Origin of the sequence: Ligilactobacillus equi DSM 15833 = JCM 10991 (assembly GCF_000615765.1) — a bacterium.
In the GTDB taxonomy this organism is placed as follows: Bacteria; Bacillota; Bacilli; order Lactobacillales; family Lactobacillaceae; genus Ligilactobacillus; species Ligilactobacillus equi.
Window position 1 is genome coordinate 1 of sequence record NZ_BAMI01000034.1, and the last position, 22,211, is coordinate 22,211.

At 41.5% G+C, this 22,211-nt stretch carries 17 protein-coding genes, 4 tRNA genes and 3 pseudogenes; 6 read left to right on the forward strand and 18 right to left on the reverse strand.

Annotated features, from left to right (window positions below):
• Nucleotides 1-64 precede the first annotated feature (64 nt).
• From JCM10991_RS16595 to JCM10991_RS13250, 3 genes and pseudogenes are all read right to left on the reverse strand, one after another.
• Nucleotides 65-370, reverse strand: coding sequence for an LPXTG cell wall anchor domain-containing protein (locus JCM10991_RS16595; protein ID WP_272944162.1), 306 nt, complete (start codon nucleotides 368-370; stop codon nucleotides 65-67).
• Between the two features lie 117 nt (nucleotides 371-487).
• Nucleotides 488-2,503: pseudogene (locus tag JCM10991_RS13245) on the reverse strand (GH32 C-terminal domain-containing protein); the annotation flags it as partial.
• A 324-nt stretch (nucleotides 2,504-2,827) separates the two neighbouring features.
• Nucleotides 2,828-3,133, reverse strand: coding sequence for a hypothetical protein (locus JCM10991_RS13250; protein WP_023859882.1), 306 nt, complete (start codon nucleotides 3,131-3,133; stop codon nucleotides 2,828-2,830).
• Nucleotides 3,134-3,419: 286 nt separating this feature from the next.
• Here JCM10991_RS13250 and JCM10991_RS07820 point away from each other — a divergent pair, with 286 nt between their 5' ends.
• From JCM10991_RS07820 to JCM10991_RS07830, 3 genes are all read left to right on the forward strand, one after another.
• Entirely contained in the window at nucleotides 3,420-3,704 is a 285-nt protein-coding gene (locus tag JCM10991_RS07820; RefSeq protein WP_025021069.1) for a GNAT family N-acetyltransferase, read from the forward strand.
• A 14-nt stretch (nucleotides 3,705-3,718) separates the two neighbouring features.
• A complete protein-coding gene (gene rpiA / locus JCM10991_RS07825; RefSeq protein ID WP_025021070.1) occupies nucleotides 3,719-4,402 on the forward strand; it encodes a ribose-5-phosphate isomerase RpiA in 684 nt (227 codons plus the stop codon).
• A gap of 68 nt (nucleotides 4,403-4,470) precedes the next feature.
• Nucleotides 4,471-5,805, forward strand: coding sequence for a C1 family peptidase (locus JCM10991_RS07830; RefSeq protein ID WP_025021071.1), 1,335 nt, complete (start codon nucleotides 4,471-4,473; stop codon nucleotides 5,803-5,805).
• A gap of 258 nt (nucleotides 5,806-6,063) precedes the next feature.
• Here the strand turns inward: JCM10991_RS07830 and JCM10991_RS07835 are convergent, their stop codons facing one another.
• Both JCM10991_RS07835 and JCM10991_RS14545 read right to left on the reverse strand, forming a co-directional pair.
• Nucleotides 6,064-6,741 (reverse strand): 2,3-bisphosphoglycerate-dependent phosphoglycerate mutase, encoded by a 678-nt coding sequence (locus tag JCM10991_RS07835; protein ID WP_025021072.1) that lies wholly within the window; start codon nucleotides 6,739-6,741, stop codon nucleotides 6,064-6,066.
• Between the two features lie 65 nt (nucleotides 6,742-6,806).
• Entirely contained in the window at nucleotides 6,807-7,418 is a 612-nt protein-coding gene (locus tag JCM10991_RS14545; protein ID WP_025021073.1) for a C40 family peptidase, read from the reverse strand.
• Between the two features lie 167 nt (nucleotides 7,419-7,585).
• Here JCM10991_RS14545 and JCM10991_RS07845 point away from each other — a divergent pair, with 167 nt between their 5' ends.
• Nucleotides 7,586-8,773, forward strand: a complete 1,188-nt coding sequence (locus tag JCM10991_RS07845; RefSeq protein ID WP_225349948.1) for an LCP family protein — start codon at nucleotides 7,586-7,588, stop codon at nucleotides 8,771-8,773.
• A gap of 81 nt (nucleotides 8,774-8,854) precedes the next feature.
• Here JCM10991_RS07845 and JCM10991_RS13260 read toward each other — a convergent pair.
• From JCM10991_RS13260 to JCM10991_RS13265, 4 genes and pseudogenes are all read right to left on the reverse strand, one after another.
• Nucleotides 8,855-9,840 (reverse strand): annotated as a pseudogene (locus tag JCM10991_RS13260) (beta-ketoacyl-ACP synthase III).
• Between the two features lie 117 nt (nucleotides 9,841-9,957).
• Nucleotides 9,958-10,043, reverse strand: a tRNA-Leu gene (locus tag JCM10991_RS07855).
• 101 nt (nucleotides 10,044-10,144) lie between these two features.
• Entirely contained in the window at nucleotides 10,145-10,312 is a 168-nt protein-coding gene (locus JCM10991_RS15390; RefSeq protein WP_162149508.1) for a zinc ribbon domain-containing protein, read from the reverse strand.
• A gap of 107 nt (nucleotides 10,313-10,419) precedes the next feature.
• Nucleotides 10,420-12,578: pseudogene (locus tag JCM10991_RS13265) on the reverse strand (Tex family protein).
• A 96-nt stretch (nucleotides 12,579-12,674) separates the two neighbouring features.
• On the opposite strand from JCM10991_RS13265, the gene recQ reads away from it, so the two are divergent.
• Nucleotides 12,675-14,438 (forward strand): DNA helicase RecQ, encoded by a 1,764-nt coding sequence (gene recQ / locus JCM10991_RS07865; RefSeq protein WP_025021075.1) that lies wholly within the window; start codon nucleotides 12,675-12,677, stop codon nucleotides 14,436-14,438.
• Between the two features lie 36 nt (nucleotides 14,439-14,474).
• On the opposite strand, the gene JCM10991_RS07870 is transcribed toward recQ, so the two are convergent.
• From JCM10991_RS07870 to JCM10991_RS07880, 3 genes are read right to left on the reverse strand one after another with little or no spacing between them, the layout of a single operon-like run.
• Complete coding sequence (locus tag JCM10991_RS07870; RefSeq protein ID WP_025021076.1) at nucleotides 14,475-14,906, reverse strand: hypothetical protein; 432 nt, start codon at nucleotides 14,904-14,906, stop codon at nucleotides 14,475-14,477.
• A 10-nt stretch (nucleotides 14,907-14,916) separates the two neighbouring features.
• Nucleotides 14,917-15,747: an NAD(+) synthase gene (gene nadE / locus JCM10991_RS07875; protein WP_025021077.1), complete on the reverse strand. Its 831-nt coding sequence runs from the start codon at nucleotides 15,745-15,747 to the stop codon at nucleotides 14,917-14,919.
• Nucleotides 15,748-15,749: 2 nt separating this feature from the next.
• A complete protein-coding gene (locus JCM10991_RS07880) occupies nucleotides 15,750-17,228 on the reverse strand; it encodes a nicotinate phosphoribosyltransferase (RefSeq protein WP_025021078.1) in 1,479 nt (492 codons plus the stop codon).
• 114 nt (nucleotides 17,229-17,342) lie between these two features.
• On the opposite strand from JCM10991_RS07880, the gene JCM10991_RS07885 reads away from it, so the two are divergent.
• Entirely contained in the window at nucleotides 17,343-18,074 is a 732-nt protein-coding gene (locus JCM10991_RS07885) for a WecB/TagA/CpsF family glycosyltransferase (RefSeq protein ID WP_023859869.1), read from the forward strand.
• Between the two features lie 26 nt (nucleotides 18,075-18,100).
• Here the strand turns inward: JCM10991_RS07885 and JCM10991_RS07890 are convergent, their stop codons facing one another.
• The 6 genes from JCM10991_RS07890 to JCM10991_RS07915 form a co-directional block, all read right to left on the reverse strand.
• Nucleotides 18,101-18,799 (reverse strand): GntR family transcriptional regulator, encoded by a 699-nt coding sequence (locus tag JCM10991_RS07890; protein ID WP_025021079.1) that lies wholly within the window; start codon nucleotides 18,797-18,799, stop codon nucleotides 18,101-18,103.
• 11 nt (nucleotides 18,800-18,810) lie between these two features.
• Nucleotides 18,811-19,941 (reverse strand): N-acetylglucosamine-6-phosphate deacetylase, encoded by a 1,131-nt coding sequence (gene nagA / locus JCM10991_RS07895; protein ID WP_025021080.1) that lies wholly within the window; start codon nucleotides 19,939-19,941, stop codon nucleotides 18,811-18,813.
• Nucleotides 19,942-20,032: 91 nt separating this feature from the next.
• Nucleotides 20,033-20,104: transfer RNA gene (locus tag JCM10991_RS07900), tRNA-Gln, on the reverse strand.
• 8 nt (nucleotides 20,105-20,112) lie between these two features.
• A tRNA-Tyr gene (locus JCM10991_RS07905) sits at nucleotides 20,113-20,195 on the reverse strand.
• Between the two features lie 121 nt (nucleotides 20,196-20,316).
• Nucleotides 20,317-21,786, reverse strand: a complete 1,470-nt coding sequence (locus JCM10991_RS07910) for a peptide MFS transporter (RefSeq protein WP_025021081.1) — start codon at nucleotides 21,784-21,786, stop codon at nucleotides 20,317-20,319.
• Between the two features lie 347 nt (nucleotides 21,787-22,133).
• Nucleotides 22,134-22,206: transfer RNA gene (locus JCM10991_RS07915), tRNA-Thr, on the reverse strand.
• Nucleotides 22,207-22,211 lie beyond the last annotated feature (5 nt).

Below are 22,211 nucleotides of genomic sequence, written 5' to 3' on the forward strand. Positions count from 1 at the left end.
TAGTTGACTAAAAATAGTGGAACTCCCATCTTATCGATGAAAATTTCCACTATTTCGTAATAATTTAATTATTTCCTTTCCGCCGTTTCATTGCCGGGAATAAGAAACTTAATGCCCCCAATAATGCAGCCATGACTCCCATCCAGACACTTGTCTTTTCCTCACCTGTCTGTGGTAATTGTTTGGCAACACTAACCTTTGAAGTTTGTACCTTAACTGAAGAAGATTGCCCCTCAGTTTCTTGTAAAGTGACTTTAGTCTTTGAATTAGGTAAAATAATAGTATTATTGCCAACCTTAATCTCTGATGTTATATCACCAGCATTAGAAATAGCTACTGTATTATTCTTACCATTGGCAGCAGTATTCACATCCGAGATATTAGCATCTACATTTGTAACATTACCTTCACCTGCATTAACCGTATCATTTATCGCACTTGAGCTAGCATCGTCTTTTGGTGTTACAACTGGTTTATCAGCAAACCAGATGCTCTTCAATGGGTAGATAGCTATATCCGCAACTACCGGATCTCCTTCAACCATCAAACTAGCTCCCAAGCTATCAGCATCAGGGAAAATTTGGTTAGCTCCAAGAACAGTATCACCTTTAGTAAAGACTTCAACACTAGCCTTATCCACATAAATATGAAGGTCCACACTACCATCAGCATTCTTAGTTACCTTGTTTTGGATGTTGGGTTCTGTAAACTTAGCATTAATTTGCTTACCTGACTTGCTCCGGTCAATTGACATTGTTTCTTCTTCTAAGTCATAGACAATGCTCGTTCCTTGTGTAGCAGAGGTCAGAACATTAAATCCTAACTTCTTCGTACCTACCGCAGGTACAAAGTGTGCCACAATTTCGTAAGTGTCACCTTGGAAATCTTTTAATAAATCGTTGTCTTCACCTACAGTTACGTTCTTGAATGTCATAGCATGTTCTACATCACGTAAGTCTTGATAAGCTGTAATTGGTGTTTGAGTAAGAACGTACTTGTCGCCTTCCTTAGTCAAGCCAAGCTTCAAGTTCAAATTGTAAGTCCCATTAAACTTTTGACCTACAGTTGCCGCCACATCATTACAGTAATCCCAGTTATTCATCCAATTAGATTCAATAATTTCTGGTAATGTTGGGTTAGCCTCAGTTCCGAAATCTTGGACAAAGTATGTCATCGCAGCATAAGAATCTTTTCCGAAGTTCATAATTCCATCGGTCTTTTCATAAACCTTATCAGGTAAGAAGTACCAATTACCATCAACTTGTTTGAAATCGCCAACCTTGTAGTAACGACCACCACGAGATAAGACCCACTTAACCCCGTTATCTGTTTGAATTGGGTAAAGGTCTGGGCATTCTGTTTCGATACCACTGTAAACCGACTCTGATTTCCAGTTTTGTAAATCAGAAGATGAGTAAATCCGTAAAGGACCACCAGCAACGACCATGAACCATTGATTATTCCAACGGAAAACCTTAGGATCACGGAAAGCTGCATTGTGCAAAGGATCATCGTTAGCATAATCTAGCACAGGATCTGCTAACTTATTCCAAGTCTTCCCCTCATCCTTACTGTAGGCTAATTCAATTCTTTGACCACCGCCATCAGCTGTAACCAAAGCTACCAAGCCACCTTTTCCTTGATCAAAAAGCCCGGTTGTATTGTTGACATCAGCTACAATGGAACCTGAGAACATTGCCCTGTTAGCATCAGGATAAAGGGCGATTGGTTCTTCCTTCCAGTGAATCAAATCTGTACTGGTTGCGTGGCCCCAGTGCATTGGTCCCCAGGAAGTATCATCATAGAATTGGTAGAAGAAATGATACGTTCCGTTATAGTAAACCAAACCATTGGGATCATTGGACCAACCATCTTTAACCGAGTAGTGGAATTGGTCACGGTATGGTTCGTGATAGTAAATTTCAGCTTTTTGTCGACGGTGAACATTTACATGATAACTAGCTTGAATAGGAGTTCCATCGGCACCTAAAACTGTGCTAACCACAGTAATATAATTAGCCCCAACGGAAACAGGAATATTCTTTAAATCGGTGTAGGCATTACCTTCTTGATCATAAGCCACCACTTGGACATTAGGCACGTTAGCTAAAACTTCAAGGTTCACAGTCTTAGTTGCATTGTCTACATATTGAATATAGTTAGTTTCATCAGTAAAGAACTGCCCCTTGACTTCCGCCTGACCTTCATTAGAAACTACCGTAATGTCTTTCAAGAATGGATTGAAATCAGGAGTCAATTCTTGATAGCGAACATTGCTGTAGGTTACGTCCCCATTCCAAGTCAATAAACCAAAGTTCCCAGAACGCTTGTAAGCAGGTTGGCCCTTATCATCCTTTTGAACGACATAGTCTCCGGCACTACCAATTAGCTCATCGTTAATGTAGTACTCGATATTCTTGCCATAAGCAACAACTTTTAAGTTATAGTGACCATCTTCAGTTGGCTTATAGCTTTTAGGTGCTAATAATTCATAACCTTGACCATTAACCATTCGCCAGAATTTAGCAATATGGGAAGCAGCTTCCATATTAACAATATAAAAGTCAAGGTTCTGATCACTCTTATCAGCCCGAAAAACTAAGGATGCTGCCCCACCATTTTGATTGAACTTGACATCTGCTGTGTAAACAAAATCACTTCCTTGTTGATCAGAAAAAGCATAACTGTCACCTTTGTCAACAGAGTCAGCATGTAAGTCATTACCCTCTTTAGTTAATGTTCCTGTAGCAGGATCAGCTACTTGAAAGTCATTAATTTGGTGGATTTCACCATTACTTTCAGGAGTAACTACCTCTTTATTAATATCTTACTGTGTTTTAGCACTCGCTTGATTAGTATCTGTAGTTGAAGTTCCCGTAACCTGTTCTTTATCAGCAGTTTTTTCACTCACTGAGGTATCGGCTACTTGTTTCTCACTACCAGACACTACACTTGCTGAATCATCGGCAACTTGTACACTACTATCATTTTGACTAGCTTGAGTAGTGGTTTCAGAGTTTGTTGACGTAACCTCATCAGCTTGAATACGCATACCAGTACCAGCTCCGATTAGATCAGCTGTCACTAGGGCGGCTACTGAATAACTATAAACTAAATGATTTCTTGACTTCATATAAACTTCTCCTTTTTAATTTCGGGAAAACGCCTTCTTAATTTGATTAAAGTTGCTATTTTAGATTTTTAATTTCTAATTTTGACCAATCAAGTATTAATTATGACAATAATAACTTGAATAGTCGTTAGTTTTGTCACACTAGTTATTTCTCATTTTTTACATAAGTCAAGAAACATAGCCTATATTTCCTACCTTTTTAGAATTAAAAATTCAAACAACTACTTAAATTTGCAACCGCTTTTTTATGCTATAATAACTAGAGAAAACGAAAGGAGCTTTTGCGATGGAAAATTACGTTTGGACCAAAGATTCACTTAATTATGAAAATGCTGATCATGAAGTAATTGCCCACATTGGTTACTCCATGATTAACGATGACCATACCTATGTCATCGAACATACCTGGGTTTCCGAAAATATGCGTGGCAGTGGCTTAGCCGGGAAAATTACCAGTTACTTTCTAGACGAAGTTGCTAAACAAGACAAAGACGTCCTCCCCCTTTGTCCCTACACCCAAAAATACTTTAACCGTCACCCAGAATTAAGTAACTTATTACATCAAAATTAAGCGAGGTTATAAACATGAATCAAAATGAATTAAAGAAGTTAGTCGGCCAAAAATCTGTTGAATGGATTAATGATGGCATGGTTGTTGGTTTAGGTACGGGTTCCACCGTTAAACACATGGTTGATGCTCTAGGGGCTCGAATTAAAAATGAAGGCTTAAATATTGTGGGGGTTACTACCTCAAACGTAACTGCCAAACAAGCCACTGAATTAGGCATCCCCTTGAAGTCCGTTGACGAAGTTGACCACATCGACTTGACGATTGATGGTGCAGATGAAATTTCGGCTGATTTCCAAGGTATTAAGGGGGGCGGAGCCGCTCTCCTCTTTGAAAAAATTGTAGCTACCTACTCCAAGAAAAATATGTGGATTGTCGATGAAAGCAAAATGGTCGACAAATTAGGGGCCTTTCCCCTACCTGTGGAAGTTATTCCTTACGGGAGCCAAAAACTCTTTGAAATTTTCGAAGCTAAAGGTTTCAAACCTACTTTCCGTAAAAATGACCAAGGTGGCTTACTTTTAACGGATTCTGAAAATTACATTATTGATTTACATCTCGACCAAATTGATCACCCACATGAATTAGCAGACTTTTTAATTAAACAAGTCGGGGTCGTTGAACACGGCCTTTTCTTAGACCGCGTTAATACTGTAATCGTCGGTCGCCAAGATGGTCCTGAAGTATTAGAAGCACGTTAATTATCCTTGCACTTTTTTGATAAGAAGATTAAAATAAACTTGTTAATTTTATTAAGGAGTTGATTTTCTTGACTAAAGAAATCAGTTTAAACCAATTAAAAGACTTCCAAGCACAATTGGAAGCCCGTCCTGAACACAGTGTTGTTGAACGCGCTGTAACTAAGAACGGAATTTTCAAATCCGCGGCAGACTACCGCGCCGAAGTTAACATGGATCCTGTCTTCTCCATTGACTTAGATACAGGTGATGTTGCTAACCAAAAACAATCTGGTCGTTGCTGGATGTTTGCGGCCTTAAACACCATGCGCCACCAAATGAAAGACAATTTCCGGGTAGCTAAGGACTTTGAATTATCACAAAGTTATACTTTCTTCTGGGACAAGTTGGAAAAATCTAATTACTTCTACGAAAATGTTTTGAAAACTGCTGACTTGCCAACATCTGACCGCAAGGTAGCCTGGCTCATGACCACCCCACAACAAGATGGTGGGCAATGGGACATGTTCATGGCCATCGTAGAAAAATACGGGGTTGTGCCTAAGTCTGTCATGCCAGAATCTTTCTCTTCTTCAGCTTCTCGCGAATTTAACGCTACTTTAAACCTTAAATTACGTAAAGATGCTGTAGAATTGCGTGAATTAGTGGCTACAGGGACTTCTGAAGCTGACATTCAAGCCCGGAAGGAAAAGATGTTGGCTGAAGTTTACCGGATGGCAGCTTATTCCTTCGGTGAACCACCTACTAAGTTTGACTTCGAATACCGTGACACTGATAACAACTATCACTTAGATCGCGATTTAACTCCACAAGAGTTCTTCAAGAAGTATGTGGGTTGGAACCTGGATGACTATGTCTCCATCATTAATGCGCCAACAGCCGACAAGCCTTACAACCACATGTACACCGTCGAAATGTTAGGAAACGTGGTTAATGGTCGTCCTGTCCGTCACTTGAACGTCGACATGGATACATTCCGCAAGATTTCTATCGCCCAACTCAAGGCCGGTGAAAGTGTTTGGTTCGGTTCTGATGTTGGTCAAGAATCTGACCGTCAAAAAGGAATTTTAGACACTAACCTTTACCACAAAGATGAACTTTTCGGTGTTGACTTATCTATGTCCAAGGCTGAACGTCTTGACTACGCACAAAGTTTGATGACCCACGCCATGGTTTTAACAGGGGTCGACTTAGTTGATGACAAGCCAACCAAGTGGAAGGTCGAAAACTCCTGGGGTGATAAAGTTGGTAACAACGGTTTCTTCGTTATGAGTGATGACTGGATGGAAGAATTCTGTTACCAAGTCGTAGTTAACAAGAAGTACCTACCTCAAGAACTCCAAGAAGTTTTAAAAGAAGAACCAAAGGTCTTAGCCCCTTGGGACCCAATGGGAGCCTTAGCCTAGGTATAGTAAAAACTGGAAGCCATTCGTGGTTTCCAGTTTTTTTACTAAATTAGATAGTACTAAAAAGGCGCTACCAACTCAATAGAGAGAGTAGCGCCTAGCACTTAATTAGTCCTCAAGTAAAAACTCAAGTAATTTCTTAAGTACTTTTTTGATTGTTCCAACTGAAACAATTACGAGAAAAAGAAAAAGTACACAGGAGTTTCCTCCCATTCTAAAGACGTGGGGTATTCGACTAAACATACCAGAAAATTAGACTTATCCTAAAACTATTTTTTGGCGTATTGCCAAAGTACAGTCATCCAAGTCATACAGCAGTGGTTGACCATTTTCGACTTCCAGACCATCAATATCTTGATCACTAATCTCCTCTAGATACTTAATCAAAGCCCGTAAACTGCTCCCGTGAGCCACTACTAACTGATTTTTTCCTTGCAAGAGTCGGGGGGCAATTTGGTCTTGCCAGTATGGTAAGAGGCGCTTTTGACACTGGGCCAAACTTTCCGCTAAAGGACGACTGGTCCAAGGTACTAAGTCATATCGTCGGTCCGTATCAGGCTGACTAAGCTTAGGTGGGATACTGTCAAAAGACCGACGCCATAAAGCCACCTGCTTAGCTCCGTATTGCTGTTTCGTCGCCTCTTTGTTAAGGCCACGCAAGGCACCATAATGCCGTTCATTTAGACGCCAGCTCTTATAAATCGGAGTGGCTAGCTGGCCAATTTCTTCCGCAACTAGATTGGCGGTCACAATTGCGCGACTCAATACCGAGGTATGAATCGCCATAAATTGGAGGCCGGTCTGTTGTAAAAGTTGCCCCGCTTGGCGGGCTTGTTGACGCCCTAAGTCAGTTAGAGGCACATCACTCCAACCTGTGTAAACATTATCTTGGTTGGCAATACTTTGACCATGTCTGATTAAAACTAGCTTAACCATCTTCGTTTCCTTCCATCCTGCTTATTTCCTCTAATATTACCAAAAATTAGGCGAAGCGACAAATTTTAGAGAATACGCCCGGCAAATGACGGATAAAAGCCATGATTTAAAGTTGTAATTTCCACATTGTGACCGGGTTGTGGAGCTTGAACATATTTTTGATTTCCCAGATATAGGGCTACATGGTAGGAGGCCAGCGGTGCTCCCCAAAAGAGTAAATCTCCTGGTTGAGCTTGGTTTACGGGAATTCTTTGACTGCATTGTTCTTGCCACACGGTATAGTGCGGCAAGGTCTTCCCAATCGCCGCATAGGCTAACATAGTCAAACCTGAACAGTCCATCCCACTCAAACTAGCCCCTCCCCAAACATAAGGCACTTGTTTGTCCACAAAACTTAGTGCTTGATTAATGACAATTTGCCGGTCATGACTCACACTATCAAGTTGATCAAGGTCAATTTTCAAATTTCTCTTGGATTGGGGAAAATCATGACTCACTGAACTTTGAGGAATTTTGGTCTTTAGTGGGCCATACTGAATTTGGGCATTCCAAACATCTGATTTACTATTACTATCAATGACACCTCCTAATTCAAAATCAGTGGGCAAGTTTAACTTTTGTGTCATTCCACCAAAAGTTAAAGCTAATAAGGTTAGCGGTAACATCAATTTCATCATTATCAACTCCTCGTAAAAAATACCCCCTATTATATAAATACGCAAAAAATCTTATTTTTTACTTTTTTTAAAGAAATTTTTCTTTTTCCTACCAAAAAGCCATGGCTTTTTAAAGTCAGACAAGTGTATAATACTGATAGTTATAATTTTATGATAAGGGGTTACATATGAGTAATAATGATTCACGGTACGACTCATACACACCGCATTCGATGGCACATTATCGCAATGATAATGAAATAACTGTTGAAACACCGATGCGGCGACGCAAAGAGTCAGAAGCTACTGATCACCGCATACGACGACATAAAGGGCCAACACCACCCAATAAAAACAATCACAAGAGAAAAAAAATCTTCCGTATCCTATTAACGCTTGTCTTAGTCATTTTCTACGCTGCCGGAATTTATCTCTATCATGCGATTAGTGATGTTCAAAATACCTTAGATAACACTTTTACAGCCACGAATTTAAAAAAATTACGTAATGTTTCTGCTGTTTTGAAACAAGGAAAACCGATTTCCATCTTACTTTTAGGAACAGATACCGGGGACTTAGGACGAACTGATAAGGGTCGAACTGATACCATGATGATTGCCACAATCAATCCGCAAAGTAAACGAGTTACCTTGACCAGTATTCCCCGAGATTTAAAGGTCAAAATTGACGATTCGGGTGAACCTTACAGCAAAATCAACTCTGCTTACACCTTCTCAGGGGTTTCTGGGGCTGTCGATACGGTTCAAGACACTCTCCACATTCCAATTGACTACTACATTTTAGTCAATATGGGGGGATTGAAGAAACTAGTTAATGCTGTTGGTGGCGTAACCATCACACCACTGTTAACTTTTAAATACGAAGATGCTGATGTAGTCGAAGGTAAAACCGTTCACATGAACGGGAAACAAGCTCTATCTTATGCCCGCATGCGTTATGATGATCCTCGTGGAGATTATGGGCGTCAAGATCGACAACGGCAGGTAATTCGTGCAATTGTTAAGAAAGGGACCAAATTAACTACTCTTTCTACTCAATATGATGATATTTTAGAAACTATGGAAAAGAACATGCAGACCGACTTAAGTTATGATGACATCTTAACCTTAATTTCTAAATATAAGAGTGCTGCCGGTGAAATTAAATCCTATACTCTTCATGGTCAAGATACTTATTTAGGTGGCGTCTCCTATCAAGTTGCCACTGCCCAAGAAAAAGAACGAATTTCAAAATTAATTCGCAAAGAATTAGGTTTAAAGCCATCTAAAAAGTCATTTAGAGATGAAAGTTATAGTTCTTATAATAGTGACAACTATGGCTATGACAATAGTTATGATTACGGCTACGGTTATTAGTCCAAAAATCCCTCCAGCACTTGCTGGAGGGATTTTTTCTTTTAAAAAAATAAGCAGCCAAAAACAGACTGCTTACCCTACTTAATTGAAATAACTTAAATCAACTAACATAGTGGCATAGGATAACCCCGCCCCAAAACCAACTAACAATGCCTTCTGTGGTCGCTTACCCTTAGCAAGTTCCTGGTTAAGGGCTAAAGGAATCCCCGCTGCTGAGGTATTACCAGCTGTTTGTACATTGATTGCAAACTTTTCTAGCGGAATACCAAGCCCTTGGGAAAGTTTTTCAATAATCCGTAAATTAGCTTGATGAGGTACCACCATATCAATTTCATCTGCTTGTAAATTATGTTCTTGCATAAACTCCTTGATGTGGGCCAAAACTGTAGTAGTCGCAAATTCAAAGACCGCCCGACCATTTTGGTAGAAGGCATCCATCACCGGGTAATTGTCTCCCGTAACTTGACTTAAAGGTTGGACCCGCCCGCTGTGGATAACATCTTTATCCCTTGAGTACAGAGTTTTTCACCGTGAAAGATTTCCTCTGCGGGATTATCTGTCGTGGTTAAAAGCGCCCCAGCAGCTCCATCACCAAAAAAGACGGCTGACGTTCGATCCTTAAAATCCATGGTTTTCGACATCGTTTCCGCAGCGATAACTATGGCATTTTGGTAAGCTCCTGAACGGAGGAATTTTTCAGCAGTACTTAAAGCAAAAACAAAGCCGGAACAAGCCGTGGAAATATCATAAGCAAAAGCCTTAATTGCCCCAATATTACCTTGAACAATGGCAGCGGTGGCTGGCGTTAAGGCATCTGGTGAGATAGTCGCTACGATAATTAAATCAATTTCCGTAGCTTCCATACCCGTTTGTGCTAATAGTTTTCGTGCGACTTGCGTGCCTAAATCAGACGTATTCTCGTCGATGGCATAATGTCTTTCTTTAATTCCTGTGTGAGATTGAATCCATTCATCTGACGTATCAATGAACTGGCTCAATTCATCGTTTGTGACGACCCTTTCTGGTTGATAACCAGCCATAGCGGCTAGCTTCACATACTTGGTCATACAAGCACCTCTTTTCTTATCTGCTTTTATTTTAACAAGCTTAGAGATTTTTAGCTAGAAAATTACTCTGATTTTGGCAAAGAAAAAAGCCAAGGTCACTACCTTGACTTCATGTTATGCGGGTAAATGGATTCGAACCATCACGGGTGATACCACCCACCAGATCCTTAGTCTGACGCGTCTGCCAATTCCGCCATACCCGCGACAACAAAATAAATTATAGCAAGCTTTCAATTTTTTGGCAAGCCCTTTTACTAAAAAAATTTGCTTTTTAATAAATTTATTTTGTTTGACGGAAAAACCACTAATCTTCAAGCATAAGTCGCCCCCCACAACGTGAACAACGGTAACGTTCAATGTTCATTCGTCGCTTACGAGGGTATGCTTGCTTGCATGTTTGACAAACATAATTGTATTTGTAATTCGATGGCTCTAAACGTGGCACATAACGACTCCCATCAACTTTAAGCAAAAGTAATTTACTGCATCTTGGTGCCGGTAACCTCGACCATACAAATGGAGGTGGTAGTGGCAAAGTTCATGCTTGATAATTTTTTCAACCAGACGGTTAGTGTCCGATCATCCACGAGGTTTCACCATAGTTAACTGGATGCGTTGGCGTTTCAAGTCGACACTTTGCACCCAAACTTGCACAATATCACCTACGGCTACCACTTGGCGCGGATTATTGATGAACTTGGTGGTCATTTGAGATATGTGGACTAAACCGTCTTGCTTAACTCCGATATCTACAAAGGCGCCAAAATCAACCACATTTCGCACCGTTCCTTGTAGTTCCATGCCTTCCTTTAAATCTTCCATGGTTAAGACATCCGTCCGTAAAAGTGGGGCCTCAAACTGATCGCGCAAATCACGCCCAGGTTTTTCAAAAGATTGGATAATATCTTGAACGGTTTCTACCCCGCTTTGGAAACTTTGGGCTAATTCCGCTAGATTTTGGTGGGCAAAGGCTGCTGAAATTTTATCTGTTCCTAAATCCGCCTTAGTCAAGCCAGCCCAGTCTAGTAGTTTTTGCGCCAGTACATAGCTTTCAGGGTGAATATCCGTATTGTCAAAAACGTCGGCTCCATCGACAATCCGCAAGAAACCTGCAGCTTGCTCGAAAGCTTTTGGACCCAAGCGAGCCACCTTTTTCAATTGATTACGTTTTTGGTAAGACCCATTTTCATTGCGGTAATTAACAATATTTTGGGCGATAGTCGAATTTAATCCTGATACGTGGGTCAAGAGTGCCACACTCGCTGTATTTAGGTTGACCCCGACTTGGTTAACCCCGGTTTCGATTACGGCATCAAGTTTCTCCGTTAATTGTTTTTGGGGCAAATCGTGTTGATATTGCCCTACCCCAATAGATTGAGGATCAATCTTAATTAATTCCGCTAGTGGATCTTGAAGCCGCCGCGCAATACTAATGGCAGAGCGTTCTTCGACTTGAAGGTCACCAAATTCCTGCCGCGCTTCTTCACTAGCCGAATAGACGGAAGCACCGGCTTCGTTAACAATCACATAGGCACAGCCAAGCTGATTTTGACTGATTAAGTCCGCTACGAATTGTTGCGATTCCCGGCTAGCCGTTCCGTTACCAATCGCCACAATTTCAACTCCATAATTTTGAATTAAGCTAAGTAATTTTTCCTTAGCCATTTGGTGCGCTTGTTCCCCCTTAGCGTGAGGATAAATCACGGCCTTAGCTAAAAACTTCCCTGTCGCATCCACGACCGCAAGCTTACAGCCCGTACGCAAGCCAGGTCAAAGCCCAAGACTACCTTGCCCTTGAGAGGGGTTTGCATCAAGAGGTGGTAGAGATTTTCCCCGAAGATATCAATGGCTTCTTGACTGGCTTTTTGGGTCAATTCAGCACGAACTTCTCTTTCAATCGCGGGTTTCACACTCTTTTTATAAGCTTGAGTATAAGCAGCCTCTAAGTTTACACTACTTTCTTTACTATCTTTAGCTAAGTGAAGCGTTTGGCCCAGGTATCTTAAGACAAAGTCATCATTCAGACTAATCTTCACCCGTAAAATCCCTTGCTTTTCACCGCGATTAAGCGCTAGGACTTGGTGACCAGAAAGCTTGTTTAAACTTTGACTAAAGTCGTAGTAGCCTTGGTAGACCTCTTTTTCATCTTCGGCCTTGAGCTTTCGCTTACTTTCCATGACCCCGGTTTTGTGCATATTTTTTCGTAGCCAACTTCTGAGTGCAGCACTTTCAGAAATTTGTTCGGCCACAATTTCCTTAGCTCCCGTAATCACTGCGGCAGCAGAAAGTTGACTGCTTGCGCTAAGCTGAGCCACCAGGTGGTCAAATTGAGCATCGTCAGCCTGTTGAATTATTAAATCCGCTAATGGTTGTAGTCCGGCTTGACGAGCTTTTTGCGCCTTCGTTTGACGTTTTTGCTTGTAAGGTAAGTACAAATCTTCGACTTCTTGGAGACTTTCTGCACGGTTAATCGCCTTTTCTAAATTAGGCGTCAATTTCTTTTCTTCCGCAATTTTTTTAATAACGGCAGCTTTTCTCTGCGCTAATTGGCTTTGCTTTTGATAACTAGCTTGAATTTGACGAATTTGAACTTCATCTAAGGACCCAGTAACTTCCTTCCGATAGCGGGCGATAAAAGGAACTGTTGCACCTTCATTTAGTAAGTCAATCACCACTTTAACTCTTTTAGGTGCTAAATTTTCTAATTGTGCGGTTTTTCTGATTAATTGTTCTTCCATGTAAAAAATCCCTCATTTCTGATACTTTCTAGTTTACCATTAGTCGGTCAAACAGTTACAATAAAAATTGAGAAATTTTAGAAAGGAGTTTTTTGTGTGCAGCCCCTCCAAGTTCTAGAAAAATATTACGGTTACGATTCCTTTCGGCCCGGCCAAGCCGAAATTATCGACCGCGTCTTACAAGGTCAAAACACCTTAGCCATTATGCCTACCGGTGGGGGCAAATCGCTTTGTTACCAAATTCCCGCCCTCATCTTACCTGGTTTAACCTTAGTTGTGTCACCGTTAATTTCTTTGATGAAAGATCAGGTCGACACTCTCCTACAAAACGGGATTGAAGCCGCCTACCTCAATAGTTCTTTAACTGGTCCAGAAGCTAGTGATGTCTATCGGCGTTTAGAAAATGGTCAAATTAAGCTTCTTTACGTAGCTCCTGAACGTTTTGATTCTAATTACTTTTGGGACACACTTAATCGCTTAAACATCTCTTTAATCGCGATTGATGAAGCCCACTGCATTTCCCAATGGGGCCATGATTTTCGCCCCCAATACCTACAACTAAGTCAAACCTTAGGAAATCTAGTCAACCAGCCTCCAATTATAGCCTTAACGGCCACCGCGACACCGGCAGTAGCTCAAGATATCTGCCAACGCCTAGCCATTAAATCACAAAATCAGGTCACCACCGGTTTTAGTCGCGATAATTTAGCCTTTAAAGTCATCAAAGGGGTGCGCGACTATGATTACTTGCTTAACTACCTCAAACAAAATCCGGGCCAGTCTGGCATCATCTATGCCGCCACTCGTAAAAAAGTGGAGGCTATTGCCAATTATCTTAACGACCACGGTCAAAAGGTAGGCTTTTATCACGGCGGACTCAGTGAAGCCGAGCGTAAACAAAATCAAGAAGATTTTCTTTTTGACCGAACGGAAGTTATGGTTGCTACCAATGCTTTTGGGATGGGCATTGACAAAAGTTCAGTTCGTTTTGTCATCCATGCCCAAGTTCCTGGTTCCTTGGAAGCCTACTACCAAGAAGCTGGACGGGCCGGACGTGATGGCCTAAATAGCGAGGCTATTTTGCTATATCATGATGCCGATCTCCAAACCCAGCGTTTCTTTATCGAAAATTCCCCCGCTGATGAAGCTTATAAGCAAGAAGAATATCGTAAACTGGAGGCCATGGTCCACTATGCCAATAGTCAGGACTGTCTCCAAGCCTTTATCGTGCGTTATTTTGGCCAGGATTGTCCAGATTGTGGGCGCTGTTCATCTTGTTTAGATGAACGTGAAGAAGTCGATATCACCGTCGAAAGTCAAAAGATTCTTTCCTGTGCTTACCGTATGCGGGGACGTTTTGGTAAAAAAGTTATCGCCCAAGTCTTGGCCGGTTCTAAAGCCAAGCGAATTGTAGAAAACGACTTACAAAAGTTGTCCACCTTTGGCATTATGCGCCAACAGCAAATCAAAGATATTGAAGTCATGATTGATTATTTGCTTGCTAGTGGTTATTTGATCAACCGCGACCCTCAATACCCTACTCCAACAGTTACTGCTAAAGGTGCACAAGTTTTAAAAGGACTTGAAAAAGTTACTCAAAAGACGGTTAAGGTCACAGCCAACCGCTTTGTGGGTTCGGTACTAGATACCAGCCTCTTCGATCGTCTGCGGCGTAAGCGACGGGAATTGGCCGAAGAACAACATGTGCCCCCATTTGTTATTTTCTCTGACCAAACTCTGCAAGATTTGGCCAGTCAAAAACCTCAAAGCTTACGAGATATGTTAAATATCAAGGGGATTGGGGAAACCAAACTTAACCGCTATGGCCAAACCTTCCTGGAAATTATCTTAGCCAACTAAAGAAGGCAACTCGTTTGGGGCGAGTTGCCTTTTAGTTTACATTAATTTGCGTAAAATACGTTGGACTTGACTGGATACCTTATCCATGGCTTGGGTTTGTTGGTCTTCCGCAGCTTCAAAAGTGGCTTGATCTACGCTGTGAGCTTGATAATCTAAGCTAGCGTCCATTTGGACACAACCTTGATAGAAGTCTCGGTAAGCAGCGACTAATAACTTGTGCATCCCAATCACTTGGATAGGTGCTTGCACCTCCGCTAAGCCCTTAGCGTTAGCTTCGTATAAAACCACTCCATCATGGAAATTCTTTTGAATGGTGGCAAAGTCTTCCGCCGTCAATTCTTTTTGGCCTTGGGTTTGAGCCTTTACATCTTCAAAATAAGGATTCAAACGTTCTCCCATTTGTTCTGTGGTATCAATTACTTGCGACAAGGTCCGCATGTAAATTCCTAAATTTGCACGTTTTGCCATTAATCTTCTCCTATTTTTTCCAAAAATCGTCGTAAATGGTGATTGGTAAGTGACGCTTGTGAGCTGTCTTCGTGTACCAACCTTCAATTTTTTCTGCCGCTGCAGAATCGATATCCTTACCTTCCAAGTAGTCATCAATTTGAGTGTAAGTCACACCCAAGGCCACTTCATCTGGTAAAGCTGGCCGGTCTTCTTCCAAGTCAGCCGTAGGGGCCTTTTCATAAAGGTGCTTAGGTGCCCCTAAGACTTCCAACATCGCCCGACCTTGACGTTTATTTAAGCGCCACAGTGGTGTTACATCGGCCCCACCATCCCCAAATTTGGTATAAAAACCTGTAATGGCTTCGGCGGCGTGGTCAGTTCCGACTACAGCCCCATTCTTAGCGCCAGCAATGGCATATTGGGCAATCATTCTTTGACGGGCTTTGATATTACCTTTGTTAAAGTCAGAAACTTCCAAACCATTTTCTTCCACGGCAGCCATCATAGCGTCTGCAGCTTCCTTAATATTAACCCGCATGGTCACATCAGCTCCCATAAAGGCAATGGCATCCATCGCATCACTTTCATCAGCTTGGGTCCCATAAGGCAAACGAACTGCGATAAATTGGTAGCTGGCATCGCCCGTTTCTTGACGAAGTTCTTCCATTGCGATTTGGCAAAGTTTTCCTGCTAAAGTGGAGTCTTGCCCCCCGGAAATTCCTAAGACTAAGGTCTTTAAAAAGGGGTGAGCCAAAAGGTAAGCCTTCAAAAAATCAACACTAGTTCGAATTTCTGTTTGGGGATCAATCACAGGTTTGACCCGTAAGTCAGAGATAATTTGTTTTTGTAATGCACGCATTTTTAATCCTTCTTTTCTTGATCGATTGTAGCCACCATACTTCTGACATCATTGATAATAGCCATCTTATTATCATAGCAAGCTTGTGATAAGTCAACGGGGTAATCTTGCGGATTAAGATCCCGCTTGTATTCTTCCCAAAGGCTAGCTAGGTGTTGTTTTTGGTAAGCCTTGATATCTTGAAGTGTTGGCAAGTCGTAAACCAATTTCCCGTCCACAAAAATATCTTGTAACAAAGGACGGGCATAGAAGTTGGTTAAAGTCTTATTAATGTATGTGTATTGAGGGTGGAACATGTACAGAGACGCCTGTTTTTGAGGTTGTTCATCCCAAAGGGTAATGTAATCTCCTTCAGATTTACCACTAGTTTTGTCCTTAATACGCCAAACTTGCTTCTTCCCCGGGGTGGAAACCTTAGCAGCGTTGCTGGAGATTTTAATAGTATCTTCCATTTCTCCCTTTTCATTTTCAATCGCAACCATCTTATAAACTGCTCCTAGAGCGGGTTGGTCATAAGCTGTAATTAACTTGGTGCCGACCCCCCACACGCTAATCTTAGCATCCTGCATTTTTAAGTTCATAATGGTCTTTTCATCTAGGTCGTTAGAAGCGTAAATCTTGGCTTCGGTAAAACCTGCTTCGTCTAATTGCTTGCGAACCTTCTTAGAAATGTAGGCCATATCCCCAGAATCAATCCGGACCCCTAAGAAGTTAATCTTATCACCCATTTCTTGGGCTACCTTAATCGCAGAAGGCACCCCACTCTTCAAGGTGTCATAAGTATCGACTAAGAAAACACAATCTTTATGGGTTTGAGCATAAGCCATGAAAGCTTGGTAGTCATTCTTGTAAGCCTGAACCAAGGCGTGGGCATGCGTTCCGGTCGCTGGGATACCAAATATCTTAGCCGCCCGCATATTACTGGTGGCATCAAAACCACCGATATAAGCCGCCCGCGTCCCCCAGATGGCGGCATCAAATTCTTGCGCTCGACGAGTCCCAAATTCCATCAGGGCGTCTTCACCTACCACAGAACGAATCCGGGCCGCCTTAGTTGCAATCAAAGTTTGATAGTTAACAATGTTTAACATGGCGGTTTCAATTAATTGACAATCCACCAACGGCCCCTCAACTTGAATTAATGGCTCTGAGCCAAAAACTATTTCACCTTCAACAACAGAACGTACCGTAGCAGAAAATTTGAAATCCTTCAAATAAGCGATAAAATCTTCCGCATAACCCATAACATCCCTGAGATAAGCTAAATCAGTCTCGGTAAATTTTAAATTACTTAGGTATTTAACAATTCTTTCCAGACCAGCAAAAACTGCATAACCGTTGTCAAATGGCAGTTTCCGGAAATAAACCTCAAAGACCGCCCGCTTATCGGCAATGCCTTGGCGCCAGTAAGTCTCCATCATATTAATCTGATAAGCATCTGTATGCAGGGTATAACTATCATCAGGATACGTTGTTTCCATAATTTTCTCTCTTTCACGTAATTAAATTATTAGTTCCATTTTACCACTTTTTTTCTTACTAGTCACTTTGCTATAATGATTGTGTAAGATTCTATGTAGGAAAGTAGGCTAAATATGTCCAAATTTCAAACGGTGTCCGTTTTAGGGGTAGATTTCATCAAGGCCACCAATGCTGAATTTCTCCAAGCCCTTTTTAACGACTCCCTCCAAAGAAAAAATCGTTTTGTGGTAACGGCTAACCCCGAAATTGTCCTCGCCGCCAAAAATGACCCCGCATACTACCAAACCTTAAAAACTGCGGACTACATTACCGCTGATGGGATTGGCATTATTAAAGGTGCCAAAATCTTGGGTACTCCGCTGCCTGAAAGAGTCACAGGCTACGATACTATGTTAAAATTGCTTGAATTTGCTAATCAGGAAGCTAAGAAAGTCTTTTTAGTAGGAGGTAAGCCCGACGTTATTCAAAAGGCTAGGGAAAAAATTTTACAAACATATCCGCACATCAAAATTGTTGGTGCCTACGATGGTTATTTTAAAGATGACAAAGAAATTACCCAAGCCATCGCTCAAAGTCAACCAGACTTTGTCTTTGCAGCCCTGGGTTTCCCAAAACAAGAAAACTTCATCGCTAAAAATCGCCAACTCGCCTCGGCCATTTGGATGGGCGTGGGTGGTTCTTTCGATGTGTTAGCCGGAACTGTCAAGCGTGCTCCTAATTTTTGGATTAAATTGAACCTCGAATGGTTTTACCGACTCTTAAAAGAACCCACTCGTTTTAAGCGGATGTTAGCTTTACCGCGTTATTTATCTTTGGTCAAAAAAGAAGCTAAACGCCAAAAATAAGCCCAGACTCACCGTCTGAGCTTATTTTATTTTTCAAGGTAAAATTCAAAGCGGTCCCCGGCATAGTGGGTGCGGACATATTCGAAGGGGCGCCCGTCTTTTAAAGTCGTGACTTGACGCAACATTAAAATCGCCGAACCGCGTTTAACTTTGAGAAGCTCGGCAATCCTTTCTGACGCAACCGTCGCTGAAACAGTTTGTTGAGCGCGCCCAATCCGGAGGCCATCGTCCGCTAAAGTTTGATAAAGGGACGTCGTAACCTGACTTTGACGATAATCTGCTACCATATCAAAAGGTAAGGCTGCCACCTCAAAACAAATTGGTTCATCATCAGCGAAACGAATCCGTTCCATCCGTAAAATCTTTTGATTTTCTGCTAGTTCAAGTTTCTCAGCTTCACTCAAAGACGGTTCCGTCACCAAATATGAAACCGTCTGACTACTTGGCACCTTTCCCTGACGCCGAGTTAATTCAGTAAAACTTGTAATTCCTGACATCTTATCTTGAATTTTTCTTTGCGCAACGAAAGTTCCAGCCCCAATCCGTCTTTCTAAAACCCCTTCATCCACCAAGGTTTGCAGCGCTTGACGAAGGGTCATACGGCTGACCATAAATTCCTGAGCCAATTCTCTTTCGGCAGGTATCCTTTGCCCCACTTGCCAGTAGCCTTTTTCAATACGACTTTGAATTTCATTATGAATCTTAATATATCGTGGTGTCCCCATTTATTACCTCGCTATGCTTGACGGCCTAAAGTATAAGTGGCTTTTAAATTCCAAGCTATATCAAAGACATTCAAGTCGGCATCCTTGCCAACTTCCAAGGTTCCTTTTCGGTCTAAACCAAATTCACGCGCTTGGTTCACGGAGGCCATTTGCACCGCATCATGAATCGAACACCCCGTAAATTGCATGATATTAACAAAAGCATCCTTAAAGGTCAAAACTGAACCAGCCAGATTACCAGATTCAAGTCGTGCTTGCTTATCTTTAACGATAACTTTTTGCCCCCCTAATTCAGAAAGACCATCACCTTGTCCCTTAGCGCGCATCGAGTCTGTCACAAGGTCAATGCGGTGTGGCCCCTTAAGTTTGTAAGCTAATTTAATCATATCCGGGCTCACGTGGTAACCATCGGCAATCATTTCACAATAAAGGTGGTCTTCCAAAAGAGCATGACCGGTGACCCCTGGTTCACGATGCTTGAATTCTCTTTGAGCGTTATAAAGGTGCGTTACATGACTAGCTTTAGATTGCTTCATTTGCGCTCTAGTTGCGTTACTGTGGCCAACTGAAAGTACAATCCCATTTGCCAGACAATAGTCCTCAAAGGCCGTATCAGGAGCTTGTTCAGGGGCATAGGTTAAAAGTTTAATCATTCCCCCTGATAACTCTTGCCAACGGGCTAATTCTGTTACATCTGGGACTTGAATATATTCTTCTGGTTGAGCACCTTTAAAGACTGGTGAAATAAAGGGGCCTTCCAAGTGAACTCCTTGAATAACAGGATTAGCTTGCGCCGCTGCATGCGCTGCCACCATCGCCTGAGCGATATTTTCCGGACTTTGGGTCATGGTTGTTGCAAAGTAACTCGTTATGCCTTCATTTTTAGTCATTTCTTCAACCATCGCCACCAGCTTATTTTGGTCCCCGTCCATAGTATCAAAGCTATACCCACCATGACTGTGGACATCAATAAATCCAGGGACAATTCTTTGCCCCATGACGTCATGCACCTCATCACCAGCTTGAAGGTGAAATTCATCCATCTCTCCAACCGCTAGAACTTGTTGATCAAAGCGAATAAAACCTTCCTTAATAACCGTTTGTCCCGTATAAATTTCTGCATGTGTTAAGACTGTTGCCATTTGACCGCATCCTTTCCTTTTCTTTTATTATAATCGGTATAGACCAAAATTTAAAGTACAAAAAAAGCATCGACTGCTCGATGCTTGCTGACTGGGGTAGCTGGATTCGAACCAGCGCATGACGGTACCAAAAACCGTTGCCTTACCGCTTGGCTATACCCCAATGGTAAATGGGGGGGAGAGGATTCGAACCTCCGAACCCGAAGGAATGGATTTACAGTCCACCGCGTTTAGCCAGACTTCGCTACCCCCCCATATCAATATTAATGGATAGCTAATTATCCGACTTCATTATTATACTCTATTTTAGCTTACTTGGCAAGACTTTTTTTAACTAAAAATAAAAAAGTCGTCTCACCGAAACGACTTTTAAACTTAACGGATTTCACCCATTAACTTTTTAATTTGTGGTACAAAGAACATCAAGATTAAACCGGCTAAAACGGTAACTCCCCCGACAATGCTGTAGTACATAACTTCGGTACTTTCATTGTAGAGGCGTACAATTTGAGCATTAAAGGCTTGGGCCACAGCATCTGATAAGAACCACATAGACATCATTTGAGCTTGGAAAGCCTTCGGTGCTAACTTAGTAGTGATTGATAGACCAATTGGTGAAATTAACATTTCCCCAATAATTACTAGAGCCCAAGACATAATCAACCACAAGGAGCTAACCTTCACATCAGTCCCAAATAAAGCTACTGGAATTGCCATTAAGATGAATGATGCCCCGGCAAACAGGAGTCCTACGGAGAACTTAGCTCCCGCAGATGGTTGTTTCTTACCCCACTTGGTCCACATTGTCGCAAAGATTGGAGTGTAAACCATGATGAAAAGTGGATTTAAACTTTGGAAGAAACTAGCCGGTACATTGAAAATCCCAAACAAACTCAAACGAGTTTGCTCTTGAGCAAAAGTGGCTAAAACCACGGAACCTTGTTCTTCAATTGACCAAAATAAAATGGAGGCAATGAAGAGTGGTACATAAGCCCACACGTGAGATTTTTCTTCTTTATTAACCTTATCACTTGATAACATGCGGAAGAAGTAGATTACCGGAATCGCTACCGCAAAAATGGTTAATAAATTAATGATATTGTTAATATTCAAGATACCTAAGATACCCATTACAATTAACAAAAGTACAACAATAATGGCGGCAATCACAACTTGGACTACAAGACGTTTAACTTCTTTAGGTTCTAAAGGATCGTTAGGATATAAGCTGTCCTTAGATAAATACTTCTTACCATCGAGACTATATTGTACTAGACCAAAGAACATTCCAATCGCTGCTAAAGAAAAACCAAGGTGGAAGTTAACTTCCTGACCTAACCAACCAACTACTGGTGGTGCAATGAAAGCCCCTAAGTTAATCCCAAAAACAAAGATGGAAAAACCACTGTCCCGCCGTAGGTCATCGCTAGCATATAAGCCCCCCACCATATCAGAGACATTAGGTTTCAACAACCCAGTCCCAATCACGATTAAAGCGATGGAAGTGTAAAGTGCTGCTTGTCCAAATGGTGTAGCTAAGACAATATGACCAAACATGATTAAGACCCCACCGATAAAGACGGTACGACGACTTCCCCAAATTCGATCAGATACAAACCCACCTAAGACACTAGATAAGTAAACTAGTGATCCGTAGATAGACATAATTGACATCGCAGTAGACTTGTTAATACCCAAGCCCCCGTCTGTCACCGAGAAATACATGTAGTACAGCAAAATCGCGCGCATCCCGTAATAGCTGAACCGTTCCCACATTTCTGTGAAAAAGAGCGTTGACAGTCCACGAGGATGACCGAAAAAGCTACTATCTTTGGTATTATCCATGAATATAAAAATCCTCCAAGCTGTAAAAAATTACAGCAAATTTAATATCGTATCTTAGCGTAAATTCATCAAGAAATTTACATACGATAATAACTATTATAATTTTTTATCATTAAGAGGTCAATTAAGCGCCCTTATTTTTAATGTATTTACTAGTTTTTACTAATATCATTTTAAAAAATTCCTGATTTAACTTATTTTATTTAAAGAATATCAAACTTGCCTAGAAAACATCTCATCAACGTTTACTAATTTTTAGTGTTAAAAATTATATAACTAGAAACTAATGGATGTGACAAAAAAGATGATAGGCGTATTACCTATCATCTTCAAACCGTTCAGTTTTATGCCGAGTACCAGAATCGAACTGGTGACCTTCTCTTTACGAGGGAGATGCTCTACCAACTGAGCTAACGCGGCATAAG

Bases quoted from the DNA above. Each gene is read 5' to 3' on its own strand.
- JCM10991_RS07890 (WP_025021079.1), bottom strand. From the start codon at position 18,799: ATGGGGACACCACGATATATTAAGATTCATAATGAAATTCAAAGTCGT.
- JCM10991_RS07910 (WP_025021081.1), bottom strand. From the start codon at position 21,786: ATGGATAATACCAAAGATAGTAGCTTTTTCGGTCATCCTCGTGGACTG.
- nagA (WP_025021080.1), bottom strand. From the start codon at position 19,941: ATGGCAACAGTCTTAACACATGCAGAAATTTATACGGGACAAACGGTT.
- JCM10991_RS07880 (WP_025021078.1), bottom strand. From the start codon at position 17,228: ATGGAAACAACGTATCCTGATGATAGTTATACCCTGCATACAGATGCT.
- JCM10991_RS07845 (WP_225349948.1), top strand. From the start codon at position 7,586: ATGAGTAATAATGATTCACGGTACGACTCATACACACCGCATTCGATG.
- rpiA (WP_025021070.1), top strand. From the start codon at position 3,719: ATGAATCAAAATGAATTAAAGAAGTTAGTCGGCCAAAAATCTGTTGAA.
- nadE (WP_025021077.1), bottom strand. From the start codon at position 15,747: ATGCGTGCATTACAAAAACAAATTATCTCTGACTTACGGGTCAAACCT.
- JCM10991_RS13250 (WP_023859882.1), bottom strand. From the start codon at position 3,133: ATGAAGTCAAGAAATCATTTAGTTTATAGTTATTCAGTAGCCGCCCTA.
- JCM10991_RS07870 (WP_025021076.1), bottom strand. From the start codon at position 14,906: ATGGCAAAACGTGCAAATTTAGGAATTTACATGCGGACCTTGTCGCAA.
- JCM10991_RS07835 (WP_025021072.1), bottom strand. From the start codon at position 6,741: ATGGTTAAGCTAGTTTTAATCAGACATGGTCAAAGTATTGCCAACCAA.
- JCM10991_RS07820 (WP_025021069.1), top strand. From the start codon at position 3,420: ATGGAAAATTACGTTTGGACCAAAGATTCACTTAATTATGAAAATGCT.
- JCM10991_RS07885 (WP_023859869.1), top strand. From the start codon at position 17,343: ATGTCCAAATTTCAAACGGTGTCCGTTTTAGGGGTAGATTTCATCAAG.
- JCM10991_RS14545 (WP_025021073.1), bottom strand. From the start codon at position 7,418: ATGATGAAATTGATGTTACCGCTAACCTTATTAGCTTTAACTTTTGGT.